Here is a 24,186-nt window from a genome sequence, read left to right as displayed (position 1 = left end):
GCGGAGCTGTCCAGCCGGGTGAACCCCCCATCCCATATCTGGAGGATCACTCGACTCGGGTGCAACCTTTTCGGCGACCACCCGCGGACCGTGCAGGGAGGAGCGCCAGCGACGACCGGTGCCCGCGGGAGCGTGCGGCCGGCGACCACGCCGGAAGCGGGCATATACAAAGAAAGGCCGCGCGAGCAGGCGTCTGCTCGCGCGGCCGGAAAGCTCTCCGACGTCAGCCGCGGGTGTGCTGGCCGATCATCTGGACCGTGCCGGTGCCCTCGATGATCTCGCCGGCGTGCCAGGCGTCGACGCCGCGGCCGGCCAGGAACGCGAGCGCGCGGTCCGCGTCGGCGGCGGAGACGATGGCGAACATGCCGATGCCCATGTTGAAGGTCGACTCCATCTCCGGGTCGTCGATGCGGCCCTTGGCCTGCACCAGCTCGAAGATCGACTGCGGCTTCCAGGTGGAGCGGTTGACCACGGCGTCGACGTGGTCGGGGAGCACGCGGACCAGGTTGCCGGGGATGCCGCCGCCGGTGACGTGCGCGAGCGCGCGCACCTCGCACTCGGCGATCATGCCGAGGCAGTCCTTGGCGTAGATCTTGGTGGGGGTCAGCAGCTCCTCGCCGAGCGTGCGCTGCCGGCCGAACTCCTCGACGACGGTCTCCAGGCGCATGCGGCCGGCGCCGAGCAGCACGTGGCGGACCAGCGAGTAGCCGTTGGAGTGCAGGCCGGAGGAGCGCATCGCGATCACGACGTCGCCGACCTCGACGCGGTCACGACCGAGGATCTCGCTCTCCTCCACCACACCGACACCGGTCGCGGAGAGGTCGTACTCGTCCGGGCGCAGCACGCCGGGGTGCTCCGCGGTCTCGCCGCCGAGCAGCGCGCAGCCGGCGTAGCGGCAGCCGTCCGCGATGCCCGCGCCGATCTCCGCCACCTTCTCCGGCTCGACCTCGCCGCAGGCGATGTAGTCGAGCAGGAACAGCGGCTCGGCGCCGCACGCCACCAGGTCGTCGACGACCATGGCGACCAGGTCGATGCCGACCGTGTCGTGGATGTTGAGCTGCTGGGCGATCACCAGCTTGGTCCCGACGCCGTCCGTGGACGAGGCCAGGATCGGGTTCTTGTACTTCTTGGCGTCCAGCCGGAACAGGCCCGCGAAGCCGCCCAGGTCGCCCATGACCTCGGGGCGGGACGCGCGGCGCACCTTGTTCTTCAGCAGCTCGACGGCGCGCTCGCCGGCGTGGATGGATACGCCGGCGTCCGCGTACGTGACCGTGCGCTTTCCCCTGCTCCGGCCGGCACCGGCCTGCCACGGCTGCCGGTCACCGCTGTCCGCGTCGTTGGCTCGCTCGGTCACGTGCGTCACGTTTCTCCCCTTGTGCTCTCGCGTCAGGCCGGGCGTGCCGCTCTGCGCGCTTGACTGGCCGCACGGCCGCGACGTCACGGTTCGGCGTGGGTCGCGGCCGGTGCGGACCTAAGAATGATGCGGCTTGTCTCCGCCACCGGGCGAGGCGACCAGGTCCGCCTCGTCGTTCTCCAGCTCGTGGTCGGGGCTCGGGCCGGGGGCCCCACCCTCCGCGACCTGTGCGGGCACGGGCGGCACGCCACCGGAGACCCGGCGGCCGACGCCCTCGAGAACGTGCTTGCCGATCATGTCATCGGCCGGCAGCGCGATCGGGTACTCCCCGTCGAAGCAGGCCCGGCAGAGCCGGGTCTTCGGCTGCTCGGTGGCGGAGATCAGGCCCGCCAGCGAGATGTAACCGAGGGAGTCCGCGCCGATCGCGCGCCGGATGCCCTCCGTGTCCAAGCCGTTGGCGATCAGCTCCGCGCGGGTGGCGAAGTCGATGCCGTAGAAGCAGGGCCAGCGCACCGGCGGCGACGAGATCCGCACGTGGACCTCGAGCGCGCCGGACTCGCGAAGCATGCGCACGATGGCGCGCTGGGTGTTGCCGCGCACGATGGAGTCGTCGACCACGACGATCCGCTTGCCGCGCACGTTCTCCCGGAGCGGGTTCAGCTTGAGGCGGATGCCCAGCTGCCGGATGGTCTGTGAGGGCTGGATGAAGGTGCGGCCGACGTAGGCGTTCTTCAACAGCCCCTGGCCGTACGTGATGCCGGAGGCCTCGGCGTAGCCGATCGCGGCCGGCGTGCCCGACTCCGGCACCGGGATCACCAGGTCGGCCTCGACCGGGCTCTCCTTGGCCAGCTCGCGGCCGATCTGCACGCGCGCGGAGTAGATGTTCCGCCCGTTGATCGTGGTGTCCGGGCGGGCGAGGTACACGTACTCGAAGAGGCAGCCCTTCGGGTCCGGCGTCGCGAACCGAACCGAGCGCAGGCCGTCCTCGTCGATCGCGATCAGCTCGCCGGGCTCGACCTCGCGGACCACGCTGGCGCCGCAGATGTCCAGCGCCGCGGTCTCGCTCGCCACCACCCAGCCGCGCTCCAGCCGGCCCAGCACCAGCGGGCGCACGCCGGCGGCGTCGCGTGCCGCGTACAGCGTGTTCTCGTCCATGAAGACGAAGCTGAACGCGCCGCGCACCCGCGGCAGCACCTCCAGGGCGGCCTGCTCCACCGACAGGTCGGGGTACGACGCGAGCAGCGTGGTGACCAGCGACGTGTCCGTGGTCGAGCCGTCCGCCTCCAGACCGCGCGCGGCGATCTCGCGGGCCAGCTCGGCCGTGTTCACCAGGTTGCCGTTGTGCGCGAGCGCGATCGTGGTGCCGGAGGTGGTGGCCTTGATCGTGGGCTGCGCGTTCTCCCAGTTGTTGCCGCCGGTGGTGGAGTAACGGGCGTGACCGACGGCGAGGTGACCGCGCAGGCTCGCCAGCGTGGGCTCGTCGAAGACCTGGGAGACCAGGCCGACGTCCTTGTAGACCACCACGCCGGAGCCGTCGCTCACGGCGATGCCGGCGGCCTCCTGGCCACGGTGCTGAAGTGCGTAGATTCCGAAATAGGTGAGCTTCGCCACCTCTTCACCCGGAGCCCACACTCCGAACACGCCGCAAGCATCTTGCGGGCCGGGCCTTTGGGGGTCGAGTTCGTGGCTCAACAGCCCGTCGCCTCGGGGCACCTGCCGCTCCATCCGTGTGCATCCGGCGGAAGTTCCGTCCGCCCGGAACAGTGTACGCGAGCCCGAGCGAATGACAGAGAGCCACCTTTTGGCTGCCAGCGGTCGATCAACAGGTGATTGAACGGGCAACTAGATAGGGATGTAGTTAGATATATCAGCACGGTTTCCGCTGATCCGTAGACGTCCCTGAGTAATCGCGTCCGCCCATGACAACCGGCCGGTCGCCAGACGCACCCATGTCTCTGGATCCATCTCGACCACATTGGGTGGAGTGCCGCGGGTGTGACGTGGCCCTTCGACGCACTGAATCGCGCCGTACGGGGGAACTCGGACCTCCACCGATCGGCCGGGAACCTTCGCGGCGAGATCTGCCAGCAGCGCACGCACGGCGTCACGGAGAGCTATGCGCTCGGGGGCCTCGCCGGCATCGAACGAGGCCAGAACTGTCGCCACGACTGCGGACTTATTAGGCGGAGAGGACACGTCGGGACGATACGACTTCGTCCCCGCATCACTTCATGGCTCCCCTGGGTCGCGCGCGAGGTACCCGACAAGGCATAGTGGCGCACGGTGTACTCAATCACGGGGTGAACCCCGGCACGTCCGAGGCCGGGAGCAGATATCCCGGAAGGCGGTGGACGTGACAGCACACCAAAGGCCCTGGCGCGATTTGGCTGGTCAGGAGGGCCGTGGACTACGCGCGCGTGCCGTCAGCCTACTGCGCGCGGGCGCGGCGGTCCTGGCACTCACCGGCGGCGCGCTCCTTCTCACTCCCGCTCCGGCCCAGGCCGATCCGCCCGAGCTGAACCTTACTCTCGGCGCTGCTGTGCTCACATCGGGGCAGTCGACCTCGCTCGCCATCTCGGTGGACGCGGACAACCAGACCGACAAGATCGCCGTGACGGTCGGCGTGTTCGACGGCGTCAGCTGCAACCCGTGCGGTGGCGAGCTCACCGGCGACGGCACGGTCAACGTCACGTTGACCGGGGCGAACCTCGGTGCCGGCCAGACCAAGTCCGGCAACGTGACGGTGAGGGCGACCGGCACGCCGGTGATCGGTGGAGCCGAGACCGCCGAGGACTCCAAGCCGCTGACGGTCAAGGGCCCGGACGCGGTCCAGACGGTCAGGAAGATCAGCGGCCGGGTCATCGACTCGGCGTCCGGCCAGGGCATCTCCGGTGCGGCCGTGGTGATTCAGGACGGCGCCGGCCATCGGTACGACACGGCGACCAACGGGCGTGGCACGTTCACGTTCAACGGGTCGACGGACCGGCCGATCACGCCGGGCAGCATCCAGATCGTGGCGAACGCGCTGAACTTCGCGCCCAGCGGCGTCCAGGCCATCAACGGCGGCAACGGCGCGACGGTCGACGGCGTCGAGCTCCGGATGACCTCCACGAAGGCCAGCCCGTCGCCGACCCCGTCGGCCAGCGCCTCCCCCAGCGCGTCGCCGTCCGCGACGCCCTCCGCGGAGGAGTCGGCCGAGGAGTCCGAGGAGCCGGTCTCCGACGTCACGGACGACCCGGACACGACGAACGCGGCGAACCAGAGCGACGACGACGGTGGCCTGCCCTGGTTCATCGTGCTCGTCGGCGCGCTGTTCGTCGCCGTCGGCGTCGGCACGGTCGTGCTGCTCTGGATCCGGCGCAAGCAGGACAAGGAAGCGGCCGAGGCGGAGGAGGAGCAGAAGACCCGCGGGTCGGTCGCGTCCCAGGGCGTCTACCGCCCGGGCGACGACGCGACCCGGGTCGGCGGCGCCGGCATGGCCGCGGGCGGCATGGACGACGCCACCCGGATCACCACGCCGATCTCCGACGCGCCCACGATGATCACTCCGCGTGCCGCGATGGACGAGTTCCCCGACCCGTACGGTGCGCCGCCCCCCGGCGCGCCGGGCGCCCCGAAGTGGGCCGGTGCCGAGGACGAATTCGGCGGCGGCAACGACGCCACCCGCATCGGCTTCGGCGACGACCGGGGCGGTAACTACGGTGGCGGTGGCTACGGCGGCGCCGCGTCCGTCTCGGGCGGCGGCTACGGCGCGGGTGACGACAACTACGGCGGCGGCGGGTACGGCACCGACCGCGGCGGTAACTACGGCGGTGGGGCCGCGTCCGTGTCCGGCGGCGGCTACGGTGCCGGCGGGCGGGACTACGACGGCGGGTACGACAACCAGGCCGGCAGCGGCGGCTACGGCGGCCAGGGCGGCGGCTACGGCGGTGGCGGCGACCAGTACGACGAGCCGACCGGGCGGTACAACGGCGGTGCGGACGGCTACGGCGGTCAGGGCGGCGGCTACGGCGCCACCCCGTCGGGGCCGTACGGGCAGCGGGCCGACCAGGGTGGCTACGGCGCCCAGGAGATCGACTACGGCACGCAGAACAGCCAGGGCGGCGGCAACTACGGTGGCGGCCAGGGCGGTTACGGCGGCGGCTACGGCGGCGGGCGTCCCGCCGACGAGTACGGCGCCGGCAACTACGGCGGCGGTGCCGGTGGCGGCTACGGCGGTCAGGGCGGTGCCGCGGGTGGCTACGGCGGTGGTCAAGGCGGCTACGGCGATCGTGGCGGTTACGACCAGGGCGGCTACGACCAGCAGCAGGGCGGGTACGACCAGCAGGGCGGCGGCTACGGCGGCCAGCCCGGTTACCCGCCTCAGCAGGGCGGCGGCTATGACCAGCAGGGCGGCGACCGTCGCGGCTACGACGACGAGGGCTACCGCGACAACCGTGGCGGTAACCAGCGCGGCGACCGTCGCATCGACTGGATGGACGACTGAGCCGATCGGCTGAGAACGGGGCCCGTGCCGGGAACGGCACGGGCCCCGTCGTTTCCGGCGCTCAGGCGGGGCTGAAGACCCCGCCGCGCAGTAGCGGGACGACCGTGGAGGCATTGCGTTCCACCGCGATCTCCACGTCGTCGGCGAAGCCGCGCGCGGCCAGCTCCCGGCCGGAGACGCAGCCGCGGACCGCGGCGGCCACGTCGGGCACGCTGTTCAGCGCGGCCAGCGCCACCGCCGCCTCGACCGAGAGGCCGCCGCGCACGCCGGCCAGCCCGTCCAGCACGGAGGCGGCGCCGAGGAGGTCCTCCACCCCCGGCCGCAGCGTCTCGTCCGGCCACCGCTCGCCGGCCGCGACCACGCCGACCGGTGCGCGGGCCGTGCCGTACCCCTGATGCAGCAGCCAGCGGGCGACCGCGCGGGCGTTGCGCAGGCACGCCGCCACCACCGGCAGCCCGGTCGCGCTGGCCGCCGCGCAGATCGCGGACCCGTTCGGCGAGGGCAGGACCAGCTCCGGCGTGCCGGGCGCGCGGCGCAGCGCGGCCGGCGAGAGCGACCAGGGGCGTTCCGGGCTCACCTCGGTGCGGCCGACCGCGGCGACCGCACCGACCCGGGACGCGTAGGCCACCGCCTGCTCGCTCCACGGGAACGGGTGCACGCGCATGCCGCGCCCCACCGCCACGTCCACCGCGGTGGTGAAGGAGAGCACGTCGACCACGACCAGCGCGGCGCAGACGCGGCCCAGCTCGCTCGCGCCGGCCAGCCCCCAGTCGAACCGCACCCCCGCACCCGGCTGCGCGTAGACCGCGTCCACCGGATCCGCCTCGCCGCTCACCGTGTCGCCCGCCCTCGCCTCGCCGTTCGCCGGACCGCTCCGGCCGGACGCCCACCATGATGACGCCACCGGCGCATCGGGCGAACGGCAGAGCCCGCGCCGATCGCACCGGCGCGGGCTCTGTGTCGTGGTGTCGCCGTTACTCGGCCGTCGGCTGGTCCGCGGCGTTCGTCTCGGTCTGCGCGGTGTCCGCCGGCGACACGACGCCGTCGTCGCCGCTCGGGTCGGCCTGGGTGCTGTCCGCGGCGGCGGCCGGCAGGCCCTCCTCCGCCCCGGCGGCCGAGTCCGGCGCCGGGTCCTCGCCGACCGGCCCGGCCTGCGCCTCGGTCGCGGCAGCGACCACCGCGGCGGCGACCGCCACCGCGGCCGCGCCCTCGGACGCCGCGGCGGAGACCGCCTCGGACGCGGTCGCCGAAGCGGGCGGAACCGATGCCGCCGGAACCGGCGTGGCCGGACCCGAGGCGGCCGGAGCCGACGGCACCTCGACGTGCCCGAAGAGGCGCGGGAGCGTGCCCGTGTGGGCCTCGCGCAGCTCGGCCAGCGGGATGCTGAACTGGCCGGTCACCTCGACCGCGTCGCTCGCGGCGTCGGTGGTGCCGATCGCGGTCCAGGGCAGCCCGTGCTGGTCGCAGAGCGCGGTGAACGCGGTCTCGTGCCCGCGCGGCACCGCCACGACGGCACGGCCGGCGGACTCGCTGAACAGGTAGACGAACGGCATCGAGCCGGCCGCGAACTCGTCCGGCAGCGTGACCGTGACGCCGACGCCGCGCCGCAGCGACGACTCGACCAGGGTCTGGATGAGGCCGCCGTCGGAGAGGTCGTGCGCGGCGGTGAGGTGCCCGACGCGGGCGGCCTCGGCCAGCACCGCGGCCAGCGACCTCTCCCGGTCGAGGTCGACGCGCGGCGGCTCGCCGCCGAGGTGGCCGTGGGTGACCCACGCCCACTCGGAGCCGGACAGCTCGTTGCGCGTCTCACCGAGCAGGAAGACCAGGTCGCCCTCCGGGTGCGCGGACGGCGTGAAGCCGATCGGCACCCGCTGGGCCACGTCGTCGATCACGCCGAGCACGCCGACGATCGGCGTCGGGTGGATCGCGGCCGCGCCGGTCTGGTTGTAGAAGCTGACGTTGCCGCCGGTGACCGGGATGCCGAGCTCCAGGCAGCCGTCCGCGATGCCGCGCACGGCCTCGGCGAACTGCCACATGACGGTCGGGTCCTCGGGCGAGCCGAAGTTGAGGCAGTCGGTGACCGCGATCGGCTTGCCGCCGGCCACGGCCACGTTCCGGTACGCCTCGGCCAGCGCCAGCTTCGCACCGTTGTACGGGTCGAGCCGCGCGTACCGCCCGTTGCCGTCGACGGAGAGCGCGACGCCGAGGCCGGTCTGCTCGTCGATGCGGAGCACGCCCGCGTCCTCCGGCTGGGCGAGCACCGTGTTGCCGAGCACGTACCGGTCGTACTGCTCGGTGACCCAGGTCTTGTCGCACAGGTTCGGCGAGGCGATCATGCGCAGCACGGTCTCGCGCAGGGCGTCGCCGCCGACCGGGCGGGGCAGCGTCTCGGCCCGGTCCGCGCGGAGCAGGATCAGGTCGGCCGGCTCGCGCATCGGCCGGTGGTAGACCGGGCCGTCGTCGACCAGCGAGCCCGGCGGCACGTCCACGACCGTGTGGCCGTTCCACGTGACGATCAGGCGGTCGCCGTCGGTGACCTCGCCGATCGCGGTGGCGAGCACACCCCACTTGTCGGCGATCCGCAGCACCTCGTCGAGCTTCTCCGGCGCGACGATCAGCAGCATGCGCTCCTGTGACTCGCTGGCCAGGATCTCGTGCGGCTCCATGGACGGCTCGCGCAGCGGCACCCGCTCCAGCCAGACCCGCATGCCGGCCTCGGCCGCGGCGGCCGTCTCGGTGAGCGCACAGGTGAGGCCCGCGCCGCCGAGGTCCTGGATGCCGACGACCAGGCCGGCGTCGTACAGCTCCAGGCAGGACTCGATCAGGAGCTTCTCCATGAACGGGTCGCCGACCTGGACGGACGGGCGGCGCTGCTCGCTGCCGTCGTCGAAGGTGGCGCTGGCCAGCACGGAGACGCCGCCGATGCCGTCCCGGCCGGTCTTGGCGCCGAGCAGCACGACGACGTTGCCGGTGCCGGCCGCCTCCTTGCGCTGCAGCCGCTCGACCGGCAGCACGCCGATGCTGAGCGCGTTGACCAGCGGGTTGCCCTGGTAGCAGGGGTCGAAGACGACCTCGCCGCCGATGTTGGGCAGGCCCAGGCAGTTGCCGTAGCCACCGACGCCGGCCACCACGCCGGGCAGCACGCGCTGGGTGTCGGGGTGCTCCGCGTCGCCGAAGCGCAGCGGGTCCATCACCGCGATCGGGCGCGCGCCCATCGCGAGGATGTCGCGGACGATGCCGCCGACGCCGGTCGCGGCGCCCTGGTACGGCTCGACGAAGCTCGGGTGGTTGTGCGACTCGACCTTGAAGGTGACCGCGAGCGTGTCCGAGATCCTGACGACGCCCGCGTTCTCGCCGATGCCGGCCAGCATGTGCTCGCTCGGCGGCTTCTTCTCGCCGAACTGCCGCAGGTGCACCTTGCTCGACTTGTAGGAGCAGTGCTCGCTCCACATGATCGAGTACATCGCGAGTTCGGACTGCGTGGGGCGGCGGCCGAGGACCGCGCGGATCCGCTCGTACTCGTCCTCGAGCAGGCCCAGCTCGGCGAAGGGCTGCAGCTCGCCGGGGGTGGCGGTGGCGCGGCCGACCGTGTCGGGGCCGTCGAGGTCGACCGGCTCCGCGGCGGTCGACTCGGGGGCGGGCAGAACAGGAGGCACCGACACCGCGGTCTCCTCACTTGAGACGGTGGTGGGTTGCGTCACGCCGGGACCGCCGTGGTCTTTCCGGCGAGGTGAGCGAGGACGGAGGCGAACAGGCCGAGACCGTCGAGGGACGGCCCGGTCAGCGCCTCGACGGCGTGCTCGGGGTGCGGCATGATGCCGACGACGTTGCCGCGCTCGTTGGTGATGGCGGCGATGTCACGCTGGGACCCGTTGGGGTTCCCCCGGATGTACCGCGCGACGACCCGGCCGGTCGCCTCCAACTCGTCCAGCGTGCGCTGGTCCGCGACGTAGCAGCCCTCGCCGTTCTTCACCGGGATCAGGATCTCCTGCCCGTCGGTGAACGTGCCGGTCCAGGCGGTGCTGGTCGACTCGACCTTCAGCCACTGGTCGCGGTTGCGGAAGTGCAGGTGCTGGTTGCGGGTGAGCGCGCCGGGCAGCAGGTGCGCCTCGCAGAGGATCTGAAACCCGTTACAGATGCCGAGCACCGGCAGGCCGCCCTTGGCCGCGTCGATGATCGACTCCATCGCGGCGGAGAACCGGGCGATCGCGCCGCAGCGCAGGTAGTCGCCGTAGGAGAAGCCGCCGGGCAGGACCACCGCGTCCACGCCGTGCAGGTCCGGGTCGGCGTGCCAGAGGCGGACGGCCTCGGCGCCGGCCAGCCGGACGGCACGCGCGGCGTCGCCGTCGTCCAGCGAGCCCGGGAAGGTGACCACACCGATCCGCATGCTCAGGCCTCGACCCGCTCGCCGGCGTGGATGGTGAAGTCTTCGATGACCGGGTTGGCCAACAGCTTGTCGGCGATCTCCCGGACCCGGTCGAGATCGGCGTCGCCGGAGAACTCCAGCTCGATGCGCCGTCCGATGCGCACCGACGTCACGTCGGTGACGCCGAGCCGGGGCAGAGCGTTGGCGACGGCCTGACCTTGCGGATCGAGGATCTCCGGCTTGAGCATGACGTCGACGACGACGCGAGCCACGAGGCACTCCTGACTGTTTGCGCTGTCCTAGCTGTCTGCGGCCGGCGGTGACCATCCGGCCCACCAGCACCGGCCTGGAGGGGCGAGCGCCCTCAGACTACCTGGTGGCCGGTGCACCGACCGCACCGGCCGACCCGACCACCAGCGATTACCCGGGGAGTGATCTCGGTCGCTCCCCGGGTGATCAGTGAATCGGTCATGGCCTCTTATAGCGGGATAAAGGTCAGAGGATCGGCGCGGGCTGGTAGGAGGCCGCGACGGGGTGCGCGGCAACCACGTCGGCGACCCGATCGGCCACCGCATGCACCTGCGCGGGCGCGGCACCGACGAACGCGGCCCGGTCCGCCACGAGCGCGTCGATCTCGGCCCGGCTCAGGTGCAGCCGGCCGTCCGCGGCGAGCCGGTCGAAGAGGTCGTTCTCGGCCGCGCCCTTCTCCCGCATGGCGAGCGCCACCGCGACCGCGTGCTCCTTGATCACCTCGTGTGCGGTCTCCCGGCCGACCCCACGGCGTACCGCCGCGACGAGGATCTTGGTGGTCGCCAGGAACGGCAGGAACCGGTCCAGCTCGCGGCCGATCACCGCGGGGTACGCGCCGAACTCGTCGAGCACGGTGAGGAACGTCTGGAACAGCCCGTCCGCCGCGAAGAACGCGTCCGGCAGTGCGACCCGGCGCACCACCGAGCAGGACACGTCGCCCTCGTTCCACTGGTCACCGGCCAGCTCGCCGACCATCGACAGGTGACCCCGGATGATCACCGCGAAGCCGTTGACCCGCTCGCTGGACCGCGTGTTCATCTTGTGCGGCATCGCGGACGAGCCGACCTGGCCCGGCTTGAAGCCCTCGGTGGCCAGCTCCTGGCCGACCATCAGGCGGATCGTGGTGGCCAGCGACGACGGCGCGGCCGCGACCTGGGCCAGCGCGGCGACCACGTCGAAGTCCAGCGAGCGCGGGTAGACCTGGCCGACGCTGTCCAGCACGCGCTCGAAGCCGAGGTGCAGCGCGACGCGCCGCTCCAGCTCGGCGACCTTGTCCGCGTCGCCGTCGAACAGGTCCAGCTGGTCCGCGGCGGTGCCGACCGGGCCCTTGATGCCGCGCAGCGGGTACCGCCGGATCAGGTCGTCGATCCGCTCGTACGCGATGAGCAGTTCCTCCGCCGCGGACGCGAACCGCTTGCCGAGGGTGGTCGCCTGCGCCGCCACGTTGTGTGATCGGCCGGTCATCACCAGGTCGGAGTGCTCGATCGCGAGCCGGGAGAGGCGGGCGAGCGTGGCGACCACGCGGTCGCGGATCAGCAGCAGCGAGGCGCGGATCTGGAGCTGCTCGACGTTCTCCGTGAGGTCGCGGGAGGTCATGCCCTTGTGCACGTGCTCGTGGCCGGCGAGCGCGCTGAACTCCTCGATCCGCGCCTTCACGTCGTGGCGGGTGATCCGCTCCCGGGCCGCGATCGACTCCAAGTTGACCCGGTCGAGCACGGCTTCGTAGGACTCGAGCACGCCTTCGGGGAGCGCGATCCCGAGGTCGCGCTGTGCCCGGAGCACGGCGACCCAGAGTCGCCGCTCCATGCGGATCTTCTCTTCCGGTGACCAGATCGCGAGCAGCTCGGTCGAGGCGTACCGCCCGGCGAGAACGTTCGGGATGCGGGGGCGCTCGGGGGTGTCGGGGAGGGAAGTCACGGCCGAAGTCTCTCACGTTCGACCTGCGTCTCCGCCCGCCCGCCCGCCGACAAGATCCATGGTCGGCTATTTCAAGATCAAATTCAGGCGTGGGTACGGCGCGGCCGTGAGCTGACTCACCGCTCGACGACGGCCACCACGCCCAGACCGCCCGCGGCGCAGATGGAGATCAGCCCGCGCCCGCCCGGCCGGTCGCTGAGCAGCTTGGCGAGCGTGGCGACGATCCGGCCGCCGGTGGCCGCGAACGGGTGCCCGGCCGCGAGCGACGAGCCGTTCACGTTCAGCCGGTCGCGGTCGATCGGGCCGAGCGGCGCCTCCAGGCCCAACCGCTCCTTGCAGAACTCCGGCGACTCCCAGGCCTTGAGCGTGGCCAGCACCTGCGACGCGAACGCCTCGTGGATCTCGTAGTAGTCGAAGTCACCCAGCGTGAGGCCGTTGCGGGCGAGCAGCCGCGGCACCGCGTACGCCGGCGCCATCAGCAGGCCCTCGTCGCCGTGCACGAAGTCGACGCCGGCGGTCTGGCTGTCGCCCAGGTAGGCCAGCACCGGGAGGTTGTGCGCCGCGGCCCACTCCTCGGACGCCAGCAGCACGGTCGACGCGCCGTCGGTCAGCGGCGACGAGTTGCCGGCGGTCATCGTGGGGTGCGCGCCCGACGTCCCGAACACCGGCTTGAGCCGGGCCAGCTTCTCCGGCGAGGTGTCCGGCCGGAGGTTCTCATCGCGGCTGAGCCCCAGGTAGGGCGTCACCAGGTCGTCGAAGAAGCCGGACTCGTACGCCGCGGCCAGGCGCAGGTGCGACCGCAGCGCGAGCTCGTCCTGCTCCTCCCGGCCGACCTCCCACGTCTCCGCGGTCCGCGCCGCGTGCTCGCCCATGGACAGGCCGGTCCGCGGCTCCGCGTTGCGCGGCAGCTGGGGCGTGAACGGCTGGGCCGGGCGCAGCTTCGCCGCCGCGCGGAGCCGCGCGCCGAGCGTGCGCGCGGAGTTCAGCTCCAGCAGCGCGCGGCGGAAGTCCTCGTTCAGCGCGAGCGGCGCGTCCGACGTGGTGTCCACGCCACCGGCCACGCCCACCTCGATCTGGCCGAGCGCGATCTTGTTGGCGACCAGGATCGCGGCCTCCAGCCCGGTGCCGCAGGCCTGCTGCACGTCGTACGCCGGGGTGCGCGGGTCCAGCTGGGAGCCGAGCACCACCTCGCGGGTCAGGTTGAAGTCGCGGGAGTGCTTGAGCACCGCACCGGCCACCACCTCGCCGAGCACCTCACCGGCCAGGCCGAACCGGGCGACCAGCCCGTCCAGCGCGGCGGTCAGCATGTCCTGGTTGGAGGCCTGCGCGTACCGCCCGTTGGACCGGGCGAACGGGATGCGGTTGCCGCCCAGGATCGCGACCCGACGGATGCTCTGCACGAGTTCTCCCTCCAGACTTACTCACGGGTAGGCTACGCCTATGGTGGACCGGTACGCGACCTTCGCCAACTCCGCGGCGGGAAAGGCGCTCGTCACGCGCCTGGGCCTGCCCGCGCCGACGCCGCTGCGCCGCTACTCCCCCGGCGACCCGCTGGTCACCGGCCCGGTGCTGGTCGACGCGGCGCCCGGCGGGCGGCTGGGCCCGGCGGTCCGCGCGATCCTGGATGAGGCCGGCGTGCCACTGCGCGACCCGGTCGCCGCCGCGGTGGAGGCCGGCGCGTCCGCCACGCCCGGCCGGCTCGCCGCGCTGATCTTCGACGCCACCGGCGTCACCTCGTCGGAGCGGCTGCGCACGCTCTACGACTTCTTCCACGCGCACGCCCGCACGCTGCTGCCGTCCGGCCGGGTGATCGTGCTCGGCACCGCGCCGGAGGACTGTGCCGCGCCGCGCGAGGCGGTCGCGCAGCGCGCGCTGGAGGGCCTGGTCCGCACGATCGGCAAGGAGTTCGGCCGCGGCAGCACGGCCCAGCTCGTCTACGCCGCGCCGGACGCGCCCCTGGAGTCCACGCTGCGCTTCCTGCTCTCCGGCCGCTCCGCGTACGTCTCCGGCCAGGTCGTCCGTGTCGGCCCGGCGGTCGGGCCGGCCGCGGCGTCCTCGGTGGACTGGGAGCACCCGCTGACCGGGAAGGTCGCGCTGGTCACCGGCGCGGCGCGCGGCATCGGCGCGGCCATCGCGCGCGTGCTGGCCCGCGACGGCGCCCGCGTGATCGCGCTGGACGTGCCGGCCGCCGGTGAGCCGCTGGCCGCGCTGGCCAACGAGATCCGTGGCGAGGCGCTGCAGCTGGACGTCACGGCCGCGGACGCGCCCGCTCGGCTCGCCGCGTACCTGCGCGACCGGCACGGCCGCGTCGACGTGGTGGTGCACAACGCGGGCATCACCCGGGACCGGACGCTGGGCCGGATGAGCGCGGCGGAGTGGGACTCCGTGCTCGACGTCAACCTCTCCAGCCAGGAGCGGATCAACGACGCGATCCTGGACCTGCTGCCGCCCGGCGGCCGGCTGATCCAGGTCTCCTCGATGAACGGCATCGCCGGCAACCGCGGGCAGGCCAACTACGCCACCTCCAAGGCCGGCGTGATCGGGCTGGTCCAGGTGCTGGCGCCGGCGCTGGCCGCGCGCGGCGTGACGGTCAACGCGGTCGCGCCCGGCTTCATCGAGACGCCGATGACCGCGCGGATGCCGGTCGCGCTGCGCGAGGTGAGCCGCCGGCTGAACAGCCTCAGCCAGGGCGGGCTGCCGGTCGACGTGGCGGAGACGATCGCCTGGTTCGCGTCGCCCGGCTCGTCCGGCGTCACCGGCAACGTCGTGCGCGTCTGCGGCCAGAGCCTGATCGGCGCCTGATGTCGGTCTACCTGCGCGCGGCGCTCGGGCTGCTGCCGCTCGGTTCCCGGCCCGGCGAGCTGCCGGACCGGACGGCGGCGCGCACCGGCGTGGTCGTGGACCGGGACCGGCTGGCGCGGTACGACCGGGTGTGCGGCTTCCGGCTCTCCGACGCGCTGCCCGCCACGTACCCCCATGTGCTGGGTTTCGGTGTGGCCCTCGACCTGATGACGGATCGCGCGTTCCCGTTCCCGGCGGTCGGGCTGCTGCACGTGGCGAACCGGATCGAGGTGCTGCGGCCGCTCACCGCGGACGACCGGCTGGACCTCTCGGTACGCGCCGTGGACCTACGGGACCATCCGCGCGGGCGGCAGTTCGACCTGGAGACCACGGTGAGCTCCGGCGGCGCGATCGCGTGGCGCTCGTGGTCGACCTACCTGCGCAGGGAGCGCGGACCCGGCCGGTCCGGCACCGGGGACGCGCCGGAGCTGCCGGCACCGTCCGCGCGCTGGCGACTGGCGCCGGACCTCGGCCCGGAGTACGCGGCCGTCTCCGGCGACCACAACCCGATCCACACGTCCTGGCTGGGCGCCCGCGCGTTCGGGTTCGGCGCGCCGATCGCGCACGGCATGTGGACGCTGGCCCGGTGCCTGGCCGCGATGGCCGGCCGGCTGCCCGCCACCGGCATGATCACCGCGGAGTTCCGCCGGCCGGTGCCGCTGTCCGGCACGGTCGCGTTCGGCACGGACCTGCGCACGTTCGCGGTGACCGACCCGCGCACCGGGAAACCCCTGCTGACCGGGAGCGTCACGCCCGCGCGGTGAGCGCCTAGCGGCCGGCCTCCGGGTGCCAGCTGGTGCCGCCGAGCAGCCGGTCGGCGCCGAGCCAGGCGACGTTCATCATCTGGGTGGCGGTCTTGGCCGGATCGGCGCCGGGGTGGTCGGTCATCCAGTCCGCGAGCGACTCGCCGGCCCCGACCAGCGCGTGCGCCATCACCTCCAGCTCGGTCTCGGTGGCCCGGCCGCCGGAGCCGGCCATCGCGCGGCCGAGCAGCACGGTCACCACCCGCACCATGCGGGAGCGCATGTCGGCCAGCTCGGCCGCGAACGGCTCCAGGCCGCGGGCCTGGCGGTAGAGCACGGTCCAGCCCTCCCGGCTGGTGGCCACGACGTCGAAGAACGCGCGCAGACCGTTCCAGAGCTGCCGGTCGGCCGGGACGTCCGGCTCCACCGCGCCCGCGACGGTCTCCATCAGGCGGGTCGCCTCCCGGTGCAGGCAGGCGGTGAACAGCTCCTCCTTGGTGCCGAGGTACGCGTACACCATCGGCTTGGAGACGCCGGCGGCCTCGGCTATCTCGTCCATCGACGCGGCGTGGTAGCCGCGGCGGGAGAAGACGCGGACGGCCGAGTCCAGCATCTGCCGCTCTCGGACGGCGCGCGGAAGGCGCTTGAAGGCCGGCACGCTTGTCAGCATACCTACCCACGCGTAACGTTACGCCAGGGTAGATTAGCGGAGAGGAACGCCGGAAATGACCGATTTCGATCCCAGTACCTTCGCCACGATGGAGCCCCGGGAGTTCGCGCGGATCGTCAAGTCGATGCCGGACTCCGCGATCACCGAGATCATGAGCGGCCCGCATCGCCAGCTCATCCTGGACGAGGTCTTCAGCCGCATGCCGAAGCAGTTCCGGCCGGAGCGCGCGGGCGACACCAGCGCGGTCATCCACTGGACCGTCACCGGGCGGCCGGACGGCGGCGCGGACACCTACGAAGTGGTGATCGACGGCGGCACCTGCGCGCTCTCACCGAGCACGGACCGCAAGCCCGACCTGACGCTCGCGGTGGCTCCGGTGCCGTTCGTCAAGCTGATCGCCGGCCTCGGCAACCCCGTGATGATGTTCATGACCGGCAAGCTCAAGGCGCAGGGCGACCTCGGCCTCGCCGCGCAGATCCAGACGCTGTTCGACATCCCCAAGGCGTGAGCCCGTGGAGTTCTCGCTGGACCTCAACGAGGAACAGACCACGCTCCGCGACTGGGTGCACGGCTTCGCGGCCGGCGTGCTCCGCCCGGCCGGCGCGGAGTGGGACGCCCGCGAGGAGACGCCCTGGCCGGTGATCCAGGAGGCGGCCAGGGTCGGGCTGTACGGGTTCGAGTTCCTGGCCAACGCCTGGTCCGACCCGAGCGGGCTGTCCATGCCGATCGCCAACGAGGAGCTGTTCTGGGGCGACGCCGGGCTGGCGATGTCGATCGCCGGCACGTCGCTGGCGGTCGCCGCGATCTTCGGCTCGGGCACGCCCGACCAGCTCGCCGAGTGGGTGCCGCCGTGCTTCGGTGACGAGTCCGCGCCCGCCGTCGCCGCGTTCTGCTCCACCGAGCCGGAGGCCGGCTCCGACGTCGGCGCGATCCGCACCCGCGCGGTCTACGACGAGGCCTCGGACGAGTGGGTGCTCAACGGGCAGAAGGCGTACGCCACCAACGGCGGCATCGCGGCGGTGCACGTGGTGACCGCCTCCGTCGACCCCTCGCTCGGCACCCGTGGCCAGGCGGCGTTCGTCGTACCCCCGGGAACGAAGGGTCTGTCCTCGCCGCGGAAGCTGGCCAAGCTCGGCCTGCGCGCCTCGCACACCGCGGACGTCTTCCTCGACGACGTGCGCGTGCCCGGGCGCTGCCTGCTCGGCGGCAGGGACCGGCTGGACGCGCGGCTGGCCAAGGCACGCGCCAACCAGCGCGCGGCAGGCCAGGCCTCGATGCGCACGTTCGAGCTGTCCCGGCCCACGGTCGGCGCGCAGGCGATCGGCGTGGCGCGCGCCGCCTACGAGTACGCGCTGGACTACGCGCGGAACCGGGTGCAGTTCGGCCGGCCGATCGTGGAGAACCAGGCGATCGCGTTCGCGCTGGCCGACATGCGGATGGAGATCGACGCCGCGCGGCTGCTGGTCTGGCGGGCCGCGTGGATGGGCCGCAACAACCGCCCCTTCGCGGCCGGCGAGGGCTCGATGTCCAAGCTGAAGGCCGGCGAGGTCGCGGTGGCGGTCACCGAGCGGGCCGTGCAGATCCTCGGCGGCGCCGGATACCTGCGCGAACACCCGGTCGAGCGCTGGTACCGCGACGCCAAGATCTACACCATCTTCGAGGGTACGTCCGAGATCCAGCGCCTGGTGATCGCGCGCGCCGTCACCGGGCACCAGATCCGGTAGCTCCGCTCACATCGCCTCAGGCCGCCACCCCGGCCCGCCGATGGAGCTGCGTTCCAGATCGGGTCCGGGGGGTGCGCACATGATCACCGCGGTGCTGTGCGTGCTCTTCCTGGCCGCGGCCGTGGTCTCGGCCGGCATCGCGGCGGTGGCGTGGCGGCGGCGACGGGAGGCGACCGGCTTCGCCGCGACCGCGTTCCTCAACCTCGGGCTGGCCGGCTGGTCCCTCGTCGACTCGATCGAGCTGACCGTGCACGACGTGCGCCTGTTCCAGGTCACGATCGCGACGTCGTTCGCCTTCGTCTGCGTCGTGGTCGTCGGCTGGCTGGGATTGTCGTACGCGCTGGCGGACCGCGCCTGGCACCCGACCCGCCGGTTCGTGTCGCTGCTCGCGATCGAGCCGGCGCTCTGCCTGGCGGCCGTGGCCACCAACCCGTGGCACCTGCTCTTCTTCGCCGGCTTCCGGAACACCGGCTTCGACGGCGGCCTGGTCCCCGTCTACGGGCCGCTGTTCTGGGCACACTCCGCCTACAGCTACGTTGTCCTGGGCTTCGCGGTCGTCCGCGTGGTGCGCCTGTGGGCGGTCACCTCGACGCGCTACCACGCAGCCGCGTTCGCGGTGCTGATCTCGATGCCGTCGGCGCTGCTCAACCTGCTCGGCCTGGCCCAGCACGGCCGGCTCACCGACCTGACCGCGCTCGGCTTCGTGATCACCGCGCCGCTGATGTACTGGATGGTGGTCCGCGCGTCGATGCCGGCTCAGGCCCCGGTCGCCCACCGCCGCGTCTTCGAGAAGATCAGCGACGCGGTCGCGGTGATCGGCCGCGACGGCCGCGTCCTGGACCTCAACCCGGCCGGTGAGTCACTGCTCCGCCTGCTGGCCGCGAACCCGCCCGCCTGCGTCGTCGGGCAGACCATGGCGGACCTCCTCGGCCCCACCACCGTCCTGACGCCCGGCCGCTCACTGCTCCCCGGCGAGGACCGCGACCTCACCGTGGAGAACGCGCACGGCTCCGGCCTCGACCTCGACATCCGGGTGAGCCGCCTCTACGGCCGCAGCGACCGCTGCGTCGGCTGGGCCATCGTCGCCCGCGACGTCACCGACCTCAACCGCCAGCGCCGCGAACTCGAACGCCAGCTCGAGACCATCGAACTGCTCCGCGCCGACCTCGCCGAGCAGGCCCTCCGCGACCACCTCACCGGCCTGCACAACCGGCGCCACCTGATGGCCGGCCTGGCCCGCGCGGTCGCCGGGGACGGCCCGCTCTCGGTCGCGCTGATCGACCTCGACCACTTCAAGAGCATCAACGACCGGTACGGCCACGCCGCCGGCGACACGGTCCTGACCCGCGTCGCCTCCCACCTCGCCGCCGCCACCCGCCCCGGCGACCTGGTCGCCCGCTACGGCGGCGAGGAGTTCGTCCTGGTCCTGACCGGCACCGACGCCCTCCCCCGCCTGGAGGCGCTGCGCACCCGCGTCGCCACCACCCCGATCGACCTCGGCGACGGCCACACGGTCACGGTCACCTTCAGCGCCGGCCTCACCACCCGCACCGGCCCGGAAACCCCCGAGACTCTCCTGGAGAACGCCGACACGGCCCTCTACGCCGCCAAACACGCCGGCCGCAACCGCATCTCCCGCACCCCTGACGATCCGGTCCCGGCCGTCAGGGGTGGGTCAGCGGGAGCCGGCGAAGGCGCTGCTCGTAGTGGTCGGCCAGGGCCGGGAACAGCCGCTTCGCCTCCGGGTGTGCGTCGGTCTCCCACGCCTGGCGGAGGCGCGCGATCGTCTCGGTGACCCGCCGGCCGACGCGATCGGGGTCGGCGCCGGCGGATTCGGCCAGCCGCCGGAAGTGGTCGGCGGTCACGTACTCGGGCGTCTGCTCACCGCCCAGGCTGAGCACCAGCGGCTGGTACCGGAAGCGCTGGTAGACCGAGAGGGAGTGGAAGTCGTAGACCGGCGCCAGACGCGGCGTCACGCCGTCGGGGTACCACAGCGCCCAGTTCTTCAGATGGCCGTCGGTGTTCCCGGTGACGACCAGGGCGACGAGGCGATCGACGTAGGCCTCGAAGTCCGCATCGCCGGCCAGCAGGCGGATAACGCCGCCGATGGTGTCGTAGGTGGCCCCGGACTCGCCGTACTTCTCCCGCGGGCCGACGTCCGCCACCTGCGCGAAGTCCTCGACATGCACCGGGCCGTCCGGCGTACGGTCGAACCGCTCGATCACGTACGCCGGCGCCCCCGGCTCCAGAAGACCCGGCGGTACGGTCGGCAGCGTCTCGGCCGGGACCAGCGCGACCGCCGGGACGTCGAACCCCGCCACCGCCAGCCAGCGCATCGTCAGGAACTCGTTCTCCGCCAGCCGGTTCAGCGCGCGGTCCGGCAGCTTGGCGATCACCCAACCGTCGCTGTTTCGCATCGGTACGGTGAGACGGTCGCCGCGCAGCGAGAACTTGAGCTGAGCAGACCCACCGTCTCGCCGTGCAGCCGTACCTCGGCCGTGACCTGGGCAGCCACGTCAGGCCGCGGTCCGGATCATGTCGGCGATCGAGCGGCCGCCGCGCGCTCCCCACTCCGCCATGCCCCCGACGTGCTCGCGGATGGCCCGCTCGACCAGCGCCGCACGGGCCTCGAGGAACTCCGTGTCCTGGCCGGACCGCAGGAATTCGAGCGCGGCGTCGTCGATGAGGTGCGAGGCGCGTACCCCCGCCGACGCGGTCGACAGCACGCTCCGCGCCGTACGGTTGAGTCCGCGCCCGAGCACGACCCGATTGGCGAAGCCGTCCGCCAGCGGCAGCGAGTGGTCGGCGACGATCTCCTTGACGATGTCCTTCGTCGAGTGCCCGGCGTCGAACAGCACGGCCGGGTCGAACGGCTGCCCGGTGGCGGGATCGACGGGCCGGGCCGACAGCAGGCCGAGCAGGTTGACCTTCGCGGCCGCGTGGTTCAGATGCACCTTGGACAGGTCCGGCCGGAAGTCACCGCGATCCACCGCCAGCGACAGCAGCGTCTCCGCCGCGTCGTACGGGTCCTCCGCGTCCAGCACCTCGATCGCCTGCCGTACCGCCGCGACGCTCGTGCCCCGGGCGGCCAGCCCGCCGATCGCGTCCCGCCACACCCACCGGCGCAGCAACCGTGCCAGCCGATCGGACGGCTCTCCGTGGACGCGCACGAACCTGACCAGGACCGGGATCACGTGCGAGTACGGCAGCAGCCGGAGATGCGGGATGCCCACCTCACCGCGAAGCAGGTCGACGACGACACGCAGGATCGTGGCCACCTCGCGGAACGTCTCCTCGCGGTCCGTGTCGGAGACGAACTCGTCGTGGAAGTCGTCCCGGAACAGGTCACCGCCGCGGTAGGCGAGCACGCAGCGCAGGGCCAGCCGGTCATCGATGCTGCCGAAGCCCGCCTCCGCCGACACCGCGCCGATGCTGCGGAGGTCGCTCGGAACCTCCCCGGACAGACCCGAGTGCAGGGCGTGGAAGACCTCCGCCTTGGTCAGCGGCTTCCCGGTGTTGTTCAGCCGGTCGAAGATCTGCCGTAGCGCGCTCTCGTCGTCGGTGTCGACGATGTACGTCGGAATCTGGTATTCACGAACGGCCTTCGCCACGGCATCCGCCGTCGCGAGGTGCGCATCCGTCAGCCACTCGGCATTCGACCGCATCCAGGTGAGGAGCGCCGTCGTCTCCACCAGCTGATTCACCGGGAGCCATTGACGCGGCGCCTGCTGCCGTACGCCGAGCGAATGGAATCTGGCGGTCTCCAGATCCAGGAAGACGCGGAATCGCGGGTCCGTGGCCTCCTCGGCCGCCAGGAGCGCGCCACCGAGGCTGGTCACCCGCTGCTGACCGTCGACGACCCAGTACGCCGAGTCCATCCGCGCGGCCTCGATCTGGAGCGGTCCGATGCGCACGGTGGCCGCCGGTGCCGGACGGCGCCAGAGCAGCAGATTCCCGATAGGGAACCCGCGCAACAGGCTGTCGAAAAGCGCGATGACGTCGGTCGACTCCCATTTGAATCCCCGCTGGAACGGCGGAATGCGCAGCGATCCGTTGCGCAACTCCCGCACGAGATCGACCGGAGTTCGATACTCGATCCGCGGCCGGTCCAGCGTCGGCATCGTGCCTCCTAGGGTGTCCGAGAGCAGCCTAGCCCGTGCGATCCGGTCCCGTTCTCATGCCGCGGCGGTGAGGAGTCGTACCGCGTGGTGGACGTCGTCGGTGAGGTGGATGGAGGGGGTGAGGTCGCCGTGGGGGGACTGGGCGAAGAGAGGGGCCAGCAGGGTGCGGACCGGGAGCGTGTCGGTCCAGAAGGTGGCGTCGAGGAAGACGTAGGCGCCGCTGGGGCCGTCGGTGCCGTAGAAGGTCTTGGTGGCGGCCTGGAAGACCTCCTGAACCGTGCCGGCGCGGCCGGGGGCGAAGACCAGGCCGCCGCGGCAGAGGCGGAGGATCTGGTCCTCGCGGATGGCGTTGCTGAAGTACTTCCCGACCCGGCCGGCGAAGAGGTTGGCCGGCTCGTGGCCGTAGAGCCAGGTGGGGACGGACAACCCGCCGCGGCGGGCCCAGGCGGTCGGTGACGAGTCCGGCTCGGGGGCGAACTTAGTGCGCACCGCGAGCGCGGCCTCGGTGAACGGGCCGTGGTCGAGGAAGTCCGGCGCGGCGGCCAGCATGTCGACGGCCTCGATCAGGTCCGCCTCGGGGCGGGTGGAGAGGTAGGCGCCGAGGTTCGCGGCCTCCATCACGCCGGGGCCGCCGCCGGTGACGACCAGGCGGTCACGCCGGGCCAGCTCGCGGCCGAGCGTGGCGGCCAAGCGGTACGCGGCGGAACCGCGCGGGACGGCGTGGCCGCCCATCACCCCGACCACTGAGGCGGGGCCGTGCTCGGACAGCCAGGCGTGCGTGGCGTACGCCAGCGCGTTGTCGATGCCGTGGTCGTGCAGCCGCTGGGCGAGCGCCTCGCGGACCTCCGGGACCGCGCCACCGTTGGCCCGGAAGTGCCGGTAGACCACGGTGTCGTACATGCCGTCGAAGCCGTGCTCGGCGAAGCCGGCCGACAGGTCCTCGGGGGTGTAGAGCCGTGCCGGATGCGTCGGGTACGGCAGCGCGCGCAGCGCCGGCACCACGGACGCGCCGCGCCGGACCAGGTCCGCGACGACCTCGTCGGAGGCGAACGCGCAACCCAGGAACAGCGTGCCGGACACGTCCACGGCGGACAGGTCCGGCGGGTCCTCGTCCAGCGTCAGCCCGAGCACGGCGAGGCGGGCGAGCGATCCGGCGACCAGGTGGCGGTCGAGCTCGGCGCGCGTCTCCACCTCGGACTCGGTGTGGTCGTGATGGTCGAGGACGTCATGCGGCGGAGGGGTCGGCACGTGCTCAGTGTCTCCTACCCGATCGAGGAGGAGAGCCCGGCGGGGTGCCGCCGGGCTCTCGACTTCCGGGTCCTGGGGAGGCACCGGACCTCTGTTTGTAGTGCACCGGACGATCCGCGGACACCGGCCGAGCGCGTCGACGTGCGAGCCGCTCGCGTGACGAAACACTCAGCCGATCGGCCAGGCACGGTGCGCCGGGCTGTCGTCCCGGCCGGGGTTAGATGAACGCATGCAGAATCTGATGCCACAGCCGCCGGCCACGCTGCTGCCCGGCGACGACGAGGCGGCGGCCGCGCTGGCCGCGGCCGACAACGACGAGGCCTACGCCCAGGTGGCGGCACGTTTCCCGACGAACAGCGCGGCCTGGGCGGCGCTGGCGAAGCGGGCCATCGACAACGGCCAGACCATCACCGGGTACGCGTACGCGCGCACCGGTTACCACCGCGGCCTGGACGCGCTGCGCCGTAACGGCTGGAAGGGGCACGGCCCGGTGCCGTGGTCGCACGAGCCGAACCGCGGCTTCCTGGCCTGCCTGCACGAGCTGGCCCGGGCCGCCGACGCGATCGGCGAGGCGGACGAGGCGGCGCGCTGCGCCCAGTTCCTCCGCGACTGCGACCCGGTCGCGGCGGACGCGCTCGCCGGCGCCTGATCCCCGGACCCCGGCCGGGCGGCGGCGAGCTGCCCGG

19 protein-coding genes and 1 pseudogene are annotated in these 24,186 nt (G+C 72.6%); 7 read left to right on the top strand and 13 right to left on the bottom strand.

The features are described from left to right. Positions 1 to 223: 223 nt before the first annotated feature. From purM to J2S41_RS34850, 3 genes are all read right to left on the bottom strand, one after another. Positions 224 to 1,363 (bottom strand): phosphoribosylformylglycinamidine cyclo-ligase, encoded by a 1,140-nt coding sequence (purM, locus tag J2S41_RS34860; RefSeq protein ID WP_310374435.1) that lies wholly within the window; start codon positions 1,361 to 1,363, stop codon positions 224 to 226. 108 nt (positions 1,364 to 1,471) lie between these two features. Next, positions 1,472 to 3,067: an amidophosphoribosyltransferase gene (gene purF / locus J2S41_RS34855; protein WP_310374434.1), complete on the bottom strand. Its 1,596-nt coding sequence runs from the start codon at positions 3,065 to 3,067 to the stop codon at positions 1,472 to 1,474. A gap of 129 nt (positions 3,068 to 3,196) precedes the next feature. After that, entirely contained in the window at positions 3,197 to 3,550 is a 354-nt protein-coding gene (locus J2S41_RS34850) for a sterol carrier family protein (RefSeq protein ID WP_374728205.1), read from the bottom strand. 343 nt (positions 3,551 to 3,893) lie between these two features. Here J2S41_RS34850 and J2S41_RS34845 point away from each other — a divergent pair, with 343 nt between their 5' ends. Then, positions 3,894 to 5,840 carry a carboxypeptidase-like regulatory domain-containing protein gene (locus tag J2S41_RS34845; RefSeq protein WP_310374431.1) on the top strand — a complete coding sequence of 649 codons (1,947 nt, stop codon included), beginning with the start codon at positions 3,894 to 3,896 and terminating at the stop codon, positions 5,838 to 5,840. Positions 5,841 to 5,901: 61 nt separating this feature from the next. Here J2S41_RS34845 and J2S41_RS34840 read toward each other — a convergent pair whose 3' ends face one another. From J2S41_RS34840 to J2S41_RS34815, 6 genes are all read right to left on the bottom strand, one after another. Continuing rightward, positions 5,902 to 6,654 carry a 2-phosphosulfolactate phosphatase gene (locus J2S41_RS34840; protein ID WP_310376743.1) on the bottom strand — a complete coding sequence of 251 codons (753 nt, stop codon included), beginning with the start codon at positions 6,652 to 6,654 and terminating at the stop codon, positions 5,902 to 5,904. A gap of 160 nt (positions 6,655 to 6,814) precedes the next feature. Then, positions 6,815 to 9,496 carry a phosphoribosylformylglycinamidine synthase subunit PurL gene (gene purL, locus J2S41_RS34835; RefSeq protein ID WP_310376741.1) on the bottom strand — a complete coding sequence of 894 codons (2,682 nt, stop codon included), beginning with the start codon at positions 9,494 to 9,496 and terminating at the stop codon, positions 6,815 to 6,817. A 41-nt stretch (positions 9,497 to 9,537) separates the two neighbouring features. Next, a complete protein-coding gene (purQ, locus tag J2S41_RS34830; RefSeq protein ID WP_310376739.1) occupies positions 9,538 to 10,233 on the bottom strand; it encodes a phosphoribosylformylglycinamidine synthase subunit PurQ in 696 nt (231 codons plus the stop codon). After that, complete coding sequence (gene purS, locus J2S41_RS34825) at positions 10,230 to 10,478, bottom strand: phosphoribosylformylglycinamidine synthase subunit PurS (protein WP_310374430.1); 249 nt, start codon at positions 10,476 to 10,478, stop codon at positions 10,230 to 10,232. The genes purQ and purS overlap by 4 nt, the downstream gene beginning before the upstream one ends. A 223-nt stretch (positions 10,479 to 10,701) precedes the next feature. Further along, positions 10,702 to 12,117: an adenylosuccinate lyase gene (gene purB, locus J2S41_RS34820; protein WP_445343949.1), complete on the bottom strand. Its 1,416-nt coding sequence runs from the start codon at positions 12,115 to 12,117 to the stop codon at positions 10,702 to 10,704. Positions 12,118 to 12,269: 152 nt separating this feature from the next. Beyond that, positions 12,270 to 13,553, bottom strand: a complete 1,284-nt coding sequence (locus J2S41_RS34815; protein ID WP_310374428.1) for an acetyl-CoA C-acetyltransferase — start codon at positions 13,551 to 13,553, stop codon at positions 12,270 to 12,272. Between the two features lie 40 nt (positions 13,554 to 13,593). On the opposite strand from J2S41_RS34815, the gene J2S41_RS34810 reads away from it, so the two are divergent. Then, entirely contained in the window at positions 13,594 to 14,955 is a 1,362-nt protein-coding gene (locus J2S41_RS34810; RefSeq protein WP_310374426.1) for a 3-oxoacyl-ACP reductase, read from the top strand. After that, on the top strand, positions 14,955 to 15,758 hold the full coding sequence (locus J2S41_RS34805) for a MaoC family dehydratase (RefSeq protein ID WP_310374424.1): 804 nt from the start codon (positions 14,955 to 14,957) through the stop codon (positions 15,756 to 15,758). Before J2S41_RS34810 ends, J2S41_RS34805 begins: the two co-directional genes overlap by 1 nt. A gap of 4 nt (positions 15,759 to 15,762) precedes the next feature. Here J2S41_RS34805 and J2S41_RS34800 read toward each other — a convergent pair whose 3' ends face one another. Next, positions 15,763 to 16,404 carry a TetR/AcrR family transcriptional regulator gene (locus J2S41_RS34800; RefSeq protein ID WP_310376737.1) on the bottom strand — a complete coding sequence of 214 codons (642 nt, stop codon included), beginning with the start codon at positions 16,402 to 16,404 and terminating at the stop codon, positions 15,763 to 15,765. A gap of 58 nt (positions 16,405 to 16,462) precedes the next feature. Between J2S41_RS34800 and J2S41_RS34795 the strand changes: the two genes are divergently transcribed. From J2S41_RS34795 to J2S41_RS34785, 3 genes and pseudogenes are all read left to right on the top strand, one after another. After that, positions 16,463 to 16,915, top strand: coding sequence for an SCP2 sterol-binding domain-containing protein (locus tag J2S41_RS34795; protein ID WP_310374422.1), 453 nt, complete (start codon positions 16,463 to 16,465; stop codon positions 16,913 to 16,915). A 4-nt stretch (positions 16,916 to 16,919) separates the two neighbouring features. Beyond that, positions 16,920 to 18,131, top strand: a complete 1,212-nt coding sequence (locus tag J2S41_RS34790; protein ID WP_310374420.1) for an acyl-CoA dehydrogenase family protein — start codon at positions 16,920 to 16,922, stop codon at positions 18,129 to 18,131. Between the two features lie 40 nt (positions 18,132 to 18,171). After that, positions 18,172 to 19,755 (top strand): annotated as a pseudogene (locus J2S41_RS34785) (diguanylate cyclase); the annotation flags it as partial. Positions 19,756 to 19,795: 40 nt separating this feature from the next. Here J2S41_RS34785 and J2S41_RS34780 read toward each other — a convergent pair. From J2S41_RS34780 to J2S41_RS34770, 3 genes are all read right to left on the bottom strand, one after another. Beyond that, on the bottom strand, positions 19,796 to 20,548 hold the full coding sequence (locus tag J2S41_RS34780) for a HipA domain-containing protein (RefSeq protein ID WP_310374418.1): 753 nt from the start codon (positions 20,546 to 20,548) through the stop codon (positions 19,796 to 19,798). 99 nt (positions 20,549 to 20,647) lie between these two features. Next, positions 20,648 to 22,252, bottom strand: coding sequence for a DUF262 domain-containing protein (locus J2S41_RS34775; RefSeq protein WP_310374416.1), 1,605 nt, complete (start codon positions 22,250 to 22,252; stop codon positions 20,648 to 20,650). Positions 22,253 to 22,306: 54 nt separating this feature from the next. Further along, complete coding sequence (locus J2S41_RS34770; RefSeq protein ID WP_310374414.1) at positions 22,307 to 23,500, bottom strand: LOG family protein; 1,194 nt, start codon at positions 23,498 to 23,500, stop codon at positions 22,307 to 22,309. A 229-nt stretch (positions 23,501 to 23,729) separates the two neighbouring features. Between J2S41_RS34770 and J2S41_RS34765 the strand changes: the two genes are divergently transcribed. Then, positions 23,730 to 24,149 carry a DUF3151 domain-containing protein gene (locus J2S41_RS34765; protein WP_310374413.1) on the top strand — a complete coding sequence of 140 codons (420 nt, stop codon included), beginning with the start codon at positions 23,730 to 23,732 and terminating at the stop codon, positions 24,147 to 24,149. Positions 24,150 to 24,186: the final 37 nt, after the last annotated feature.

Source organism: Catenuloplanes atrovinosus (assembly GCF_031458235.1).
GTDB classification, from domain to species: Bacteria; Actinomycetota; Actinomycetes; order Mycobacteriales; family Micromonosporaceae; genus Catenuloplanes; species Catenuloplanes atrovinosus.
Note: the sequence above shows the minus strand (reverse complement) of the source record. Positions and strands in the feature narration are given on the sequence as shown.

Bases quoted from the DNA above. Each gene is read 5' to 3' on its own strand.
- J2S41_RS34810 (WP_310374426.1), top strand. From the start codon at position 13,594: ATGGTGGACCGGTACGCGACCTTCGCCAACTCCGCGGCGGGAAAGGCG.
- J2S41_RS34805 (WP_310374424.1), top strand. From the start codon at position 14,955: ATGTCGGTCTACCTGCGCGCGGCGCTCGGGCTGCTGCCGCTCGGTTCC.
- J2S41_RS34795 (WP_310374422.1), top strand. From the start codon at position 16,463: ATGACCGATTTCGATCCCAGTACCTTCGCCACGATGGAGCCCCGGGAG.
- J2S41_RS34780 (WP_310374418.1), bottom strand. From the start codon at position 20,548: ATGCGAAACAGCGACGGTTGGGTGATCGCCAAGCTGCCGGACCGCGCG.
- J2S41_RS34775 (WP_310374416.1), bottom strand. From the start codon at position 22,252: ATGCCGACGCTGGACCGGCCGCGGATCGAGTATCGAACTCCGGTCGAT.
- J2S41_RS34765 (WP_310374413.1), top strand. From the start codon at position 23,730: ATGCAGAATCTGATGCCACAGCCGCCGGCCACGCTGCTGCCCGGCGAC.